6 protein-coding genes are annotated in these 4372 nt (G+C 66.4%); 4 read left to right on the top strand and 2 right to left on the bottom strand.

Annotation, left to right across the window (positions count from 1 at the left end; all coding sequences use genetic code 11):
- Positions 1-130 precede the first annotated feature (130 nt).
- Positions 131-1543: a dihydrolipoyl dehydrogenase gene (lpdA, locus tag WBV89_RS21425; RefSeq protein WP_423983362.1), complete on the bottom strand. Its 1413-nt coding sequence runs from the start codon at positions 1541-1543 to the stop codon at positions 131-133.
- 100 nt (positions 1544-1643) lie between these two features.
- Entirely contained in the window at positions 1644-2084 is a 441-nt protein-coding gene (locus WBV89_RS21420; protein ID WP_423983361.1) for a hypothetical protein, read from the bottom strand.
- 119 nt (positions 2085-2203) lie between these two features.
- On the opposite strand from WBV89_RS21420, the gene WBV89_RS21415 reads away from it, so the two are divergent.
- The 4 genes from WBV89_RS21415 to WBV89_RS21400 all read left to right on the top strand — a co-directional run.
- A complete protein-coding gene (locus WBV89_RS21415) occupies positions 2204-2473 on the top strand; it encodes a hypothetical protein (protein WP_423983360.1) in 270 nt (89 codons plus the stop codon).
- Between the two features lie 129 nt (positions 2474-2602).
- Positions 2603-2767: a hypothetical protein gene (locus WBV89_RS21410; RefSeq protein ID WP_423983359.1), complete on the top strand. Its 165-nt coding sequence runs from the start codon at positions 2603-2605 to the stop codon at positions 2765-2767.
- A gap of 58 nt (positions 2768-2825) precedes the next feature.
- Positions 2826-3719: a TIGR01777 family oxidoreductase gene (locus WBV89_RS21405; protein WP_423983358.1), complete on the top strand. Its 894-nt coding sequence runs from the start codon at positions 2826-2828 to the stop codon at positions 3717-3719.
- Positions 3716-4372, top strand: a 657-nt coding sequence (locus WBV89_RS21400; RefSeq protein WP_423983357.1) for an FAD-dependent oxidoreductase, incomplete at its 3' end; no start/stop codon positions are given. The genes WBV89_RS21405 and WBV89_RS21400, both read left to right, overlap by 4 nt.

Raw genomic sequence — 4372 nt, 5'->3', positions numbered from 1 at the left:
GCCTTGAACCACTGGGTGATCGTTCCTTCGGTGACCGTCTCGCCGAGTTGGGGAAGGGTGACGTCTGCCATCTGCGTGTCCTTTGTCCTGAAGTGGTTCTACGTACGGGAAGTGTGAGCGGATCGGGTGATCAGCCGTTGAAGTTGCGGCCGGTGAGCGAGAGCACGGTTTCGCCGAACAACTCACTCAAACTCGGATGAGGCTGGATGAATTCCGCGACCTCGTCGACGGTGGCCTCCCAGTTCACTGCGAGGTAGCCACCGGAGAGCTGCTCGGTGACCCACGGACCGACCATGTGCACCCCGAGGATCTGACCCGCGGTTCCGTCGGCGCGCTTCTTGGCGATCACCTTCACGAGGCCCTCGGTCTCGCCGAGGATCATCGCCCGGCTGTTGAACTTGAACGGGTGCTTGGCGACGACGACATCGTGCCCGGCATCCTTCGCCTGCTGCTCGTCCGGGCCGGCCCATGCGACTTCGGGGTGGCAGTAGATCGCCCACGGCACCCGGTCGTACATCACCGGCATCGGGCTCTCGCCGAGGAGGTGCTTGATCACCATGATCGCCTCGGCGTAGCCGACGTGGGCGAGCTGCGGGGTGTTGATCAGGTCACCGACGGCGTAGACGCCGTCCTCGCCGGTCTGGCAGTACTCGTCGACCACGACGAAGCCGCGCTCGTCGACGACGACGGCGGTGCCGTCGAGTCCGAGTTGATCGGCGTACGGACGGCGACCCACCGACACGATGACGACGTCGACCTCGACCGATTCATCGTCGCCGAACGACACGACGGTGCCGCCCGAATCATTGGGGGTGTGGCCGTTGACCATCACGCCGGTCTTGATGGTGATCTTCTTTTTCTTGAACGACTTCTGGACGACCTTCGCGACGTCGTTGTCGAGTCCGGGGAGGATCTTCGGCAACCCCTCGAGGATCGTGACCTCCGAGCCGAGATCGGCGAACGTCGACGCGAACTCGCAGCCGATCGCGCCGCCACCGATGACGGCGACCCGTGCGGGGAGGGTGTCGAGATCGAGCACCTCGTCGCTGGTCATGATCGGACCGCCGCGCTCGAAGTTCGGGATCAGCCGCGGGACCGAACCCGACGCGAGCATGACGAAGTCCCCGGTGATCGTCGCCGATCCGCCGTCACCGAGCGCGATGTCGACGGTGCGACCGGAGCGGAGGGATCCGACGCCGTTGAACACCTCGACCTTGCGGCCCTTGCACATCGCGCCGATGCCGTTGACCAGGTTCTTGACGATTCCCTGCTTGCGTTCCTGGGTTCGGGCGAACGCAACGGAGGGGGTGCCGTTGGTCTCGATGCCGAAGTCCTCGGCGTGATCGACGTGGCGCTTGACGGCGGCGGTCTCGAGGAATGCCTTCGCCGGGATGCACCCGCGGTTGAGACAGGTTCCGCCGAGGGCGTCCTTCTCCACGAGGGCGACGCTCAAACCGGCCGACGCTCCGTAGAGGGCGGCGGAATAGCCGCCGGGGCCACCGCCGATGACGACGAGATCGAAGTGGTCGGATTGTTCGCTCACGATCGATCACCGTAGCGCTCCGCCGGCCGGTCCAAAGGCTGCGACGACAAGTGACCGACGGGTAACCGGTAGCCGGAGCACCAGGATGGATCAACTGGGGTCAGACCCCAGTTGATACGTCGAGTCGCCAGGTCGCCTGTTCGTCGCCGCGACGCAGGACGAGCACGCGGCTGGTGCCCTCACTGGCGCTCACGTCGAAGTCGACGGTGCATCGTTGGACCTGCTCGGTCACCTCGGTGCAGCGGCCTGGTTCGGGTGAGCGCAGCGGCTCGAGTCGCTGATCGCCGGTCACCAGTGCGAACTGGTCGATGCCGTCGACGTCGTCCACGCCGCCGATCTCCACATCGACGCGCAGCGTTCCATCGGCCACGGAGGACCCGGTCACCGTGATCTCGGCATCGCCGACGGTGGTCGGGGCATCGATCGGGGTCGCCTCGGTCGAGTCCTCCTGGCCCGACAGCTGGAACAGCAGAACGCCGCCGGCGAGGAGGATCATCAGGGCGGTCCCGACCGACAGGAGGAGCAGTGTGCGGGTCTTCATCGAGCGCCCTGCGATCTCGTGGCCCAGTTCATCGGTCGGCCAGCCTACGGACGATGAACAGGTCCGAAACCGTGGACCGACGCGCTCCACGCCCGACGGGTCGTCGGTACGCTGCGAGCATGGCATCGACGCGCAGGATCCGGGTACTGGCGCTCGTCGCCGCTGCCGGTCTGTTCGTCACCGCATGCGGTGGATCGTCCGACTCCGCCGACACGACTTCACCGACGTCCGACCCGATCGCCGTCGACACCGCACCGGACGCCGGGCCCTCGACGAGCGACGCTCCCGAGATCCTGCAGTTCACGAGCCCGCTCGTAGGCGGTGGCGAGCTGGACGCAGCCTCACTCGCGGGGAAGCCCACGGCGTTCTGGTTCTGGGCGCCGACTTGAAGCATCTGCAACCGTGAAGCAACCTCGGTCGAGGCGGCGAGTGCCAAGTATCAGGATCAGGTCAACTTTGTCGGCGTCGCATGGACCGGATCCGAGGATTCGTACCAGGGGTTCATCGACGAACACGGGTTGACCTTCCCGCAAATCGACGACACGCCGGCCGCCGTGTACTCCCGATTCGACGTTGCGTTCCAACCGGCTCTCGTGATCGTCAAGGCGGATGGCTCGACCGAGACCGTGGCCGGAGCGGTGGACGAATCACTGCTCGACCAGATCATCTCCGAATCGATCTGACCCCGGCGCTGCTCCGGCTCGAGGTTTGACCGATTCGCCGGCGACGTACTCTCGGACCATGCGCATCGCCATCACCGGAGCATCGGGCCTCGTCGGCACCGCACTGTCACGACGCCTTCGTTCCAGCGGCCACGACGTGGTTCCCGTGGTTCGCCATCCACCCGGAGACAACGAGATCGGCTGGTCGATCGACGAGCGCCGGATCGACGACGGCGCGTTCGACGGGATCGACGGCGTGGTCCATCTCGCCGGCGCGGGCATCGCCGACGCCCGCTGGACCGACGATCACAAACGAGCGATTCGCGAGAGCCGCACGGTCGGCACCGCCTTGGTGGCGAACGCCGTGACCGCCGCGAAGAACGGACCGTCGGTTCTGCTGTCGGGATCTGCGATCGGGATCTACGGAACAAGTCCCGACACGACGTTCGACGAGCAGTCGCCGGTCGGGACCGGGTTCCTCGCCGAGGTCTGCGAAGCGTGGGAATCGGCGGCGGCGCCCGCAACGGGCGAGGGCACACGAGTTGCATTTCTCCGAACCGGGATCGTTCTCTCGGCGCATGGTGGCGCGCTCAAGAAGCAGCTGCCGCTGTTCAAGTTCGGTCTGGGCGGGAAGATGGGCTCGGGCGAACAGTGGCAGAGTTGGATCCACATCGACGACGAAGTCGGTGCGATCATCCACCTCCTCACGAGCTCGGTCGAGGGCCCGGTCAACCTGACCGCACCCGAGCCGGTGACCAACGCGACCTTCACCGACGCACTCGGCGAGACGCTCGGTCGACCGACCTTCCTGCCGATCCCCAAGTTCGGACCGAAGCTGCTGCTCGGCGGTGAACTCGCGGACAACCTGCTCTTCACCGGGCAGCGCGTGGTCCCACACGTCCTCACCGACGACGGATACGAGTTCGCCCATCCGAACCTCGGCGACGCGCTCCGCGACCTCCTGCAGAAGTGAGCGAGCACCCGATCGTCATCGTCGGCGCGGGTCTCGCCGGGCTGGCGTGTGCCGTCCACCTCCACGACGCCGGCCATCAGGTGCAGATCCACGAAGCGTCCGACGGGGTCGGGGGACGCGTGCGCAGCGACGTGGTCGACGGGTTCATCCTCGACCGCGGCTTCCAGGTCGCGCTCACCGCCTATCCCGAGCTGAACCTGCAGCTCGACATGGCCGCTCTCGACCTGCGCTCATTCGACCCGGGCGCCCTCGTGTGGCGCAACGGGAAGGGATCGACCGTGGCCGACCCGTTCCGTCGACCGGGCAGCATCGTCTCGACCGCGATTGCACCGATCGGAACGCCGCTCGACAAGGCTCGCATCGCACTGTTGCGGGCACGCGTCCGTCGTGGGCATCCGGCGCGACTCCTCACCGGAGAAGATGTCTCGACCACGGCGGCGCTCACGTACGCCAAGTTCTCACCGACGATGATCGACCGATTCTTCCGACCGCTCGTCGGCGGAATCCAACTCGACCCGCAGCTGAGCGACAGTCGGCGGATGTTCGACATCATCTTCCGGATGCTCGCCGACGGCGATGCCGTCGTGCCCGCTGCCGGCATGCGGGCGATTCCCGATCAGCTCGCGGCCCGACTCCCCGATGACGCCATCCAC

It is taken from the genome of Ilumatobacter sp. (genome assembly GCF_049588435.1).
Taxonomy (GTDB): Bacteria; Actinomycetota; Acidimicrobiia; order Acidimicrobiales; family Ilumatobacteraceae; genus Ilumatobacter_A.
Note: the sequence above shows the minus strand (reverse complement) of the source record. Positions and strands in the feature narration are given on the sequence as shown.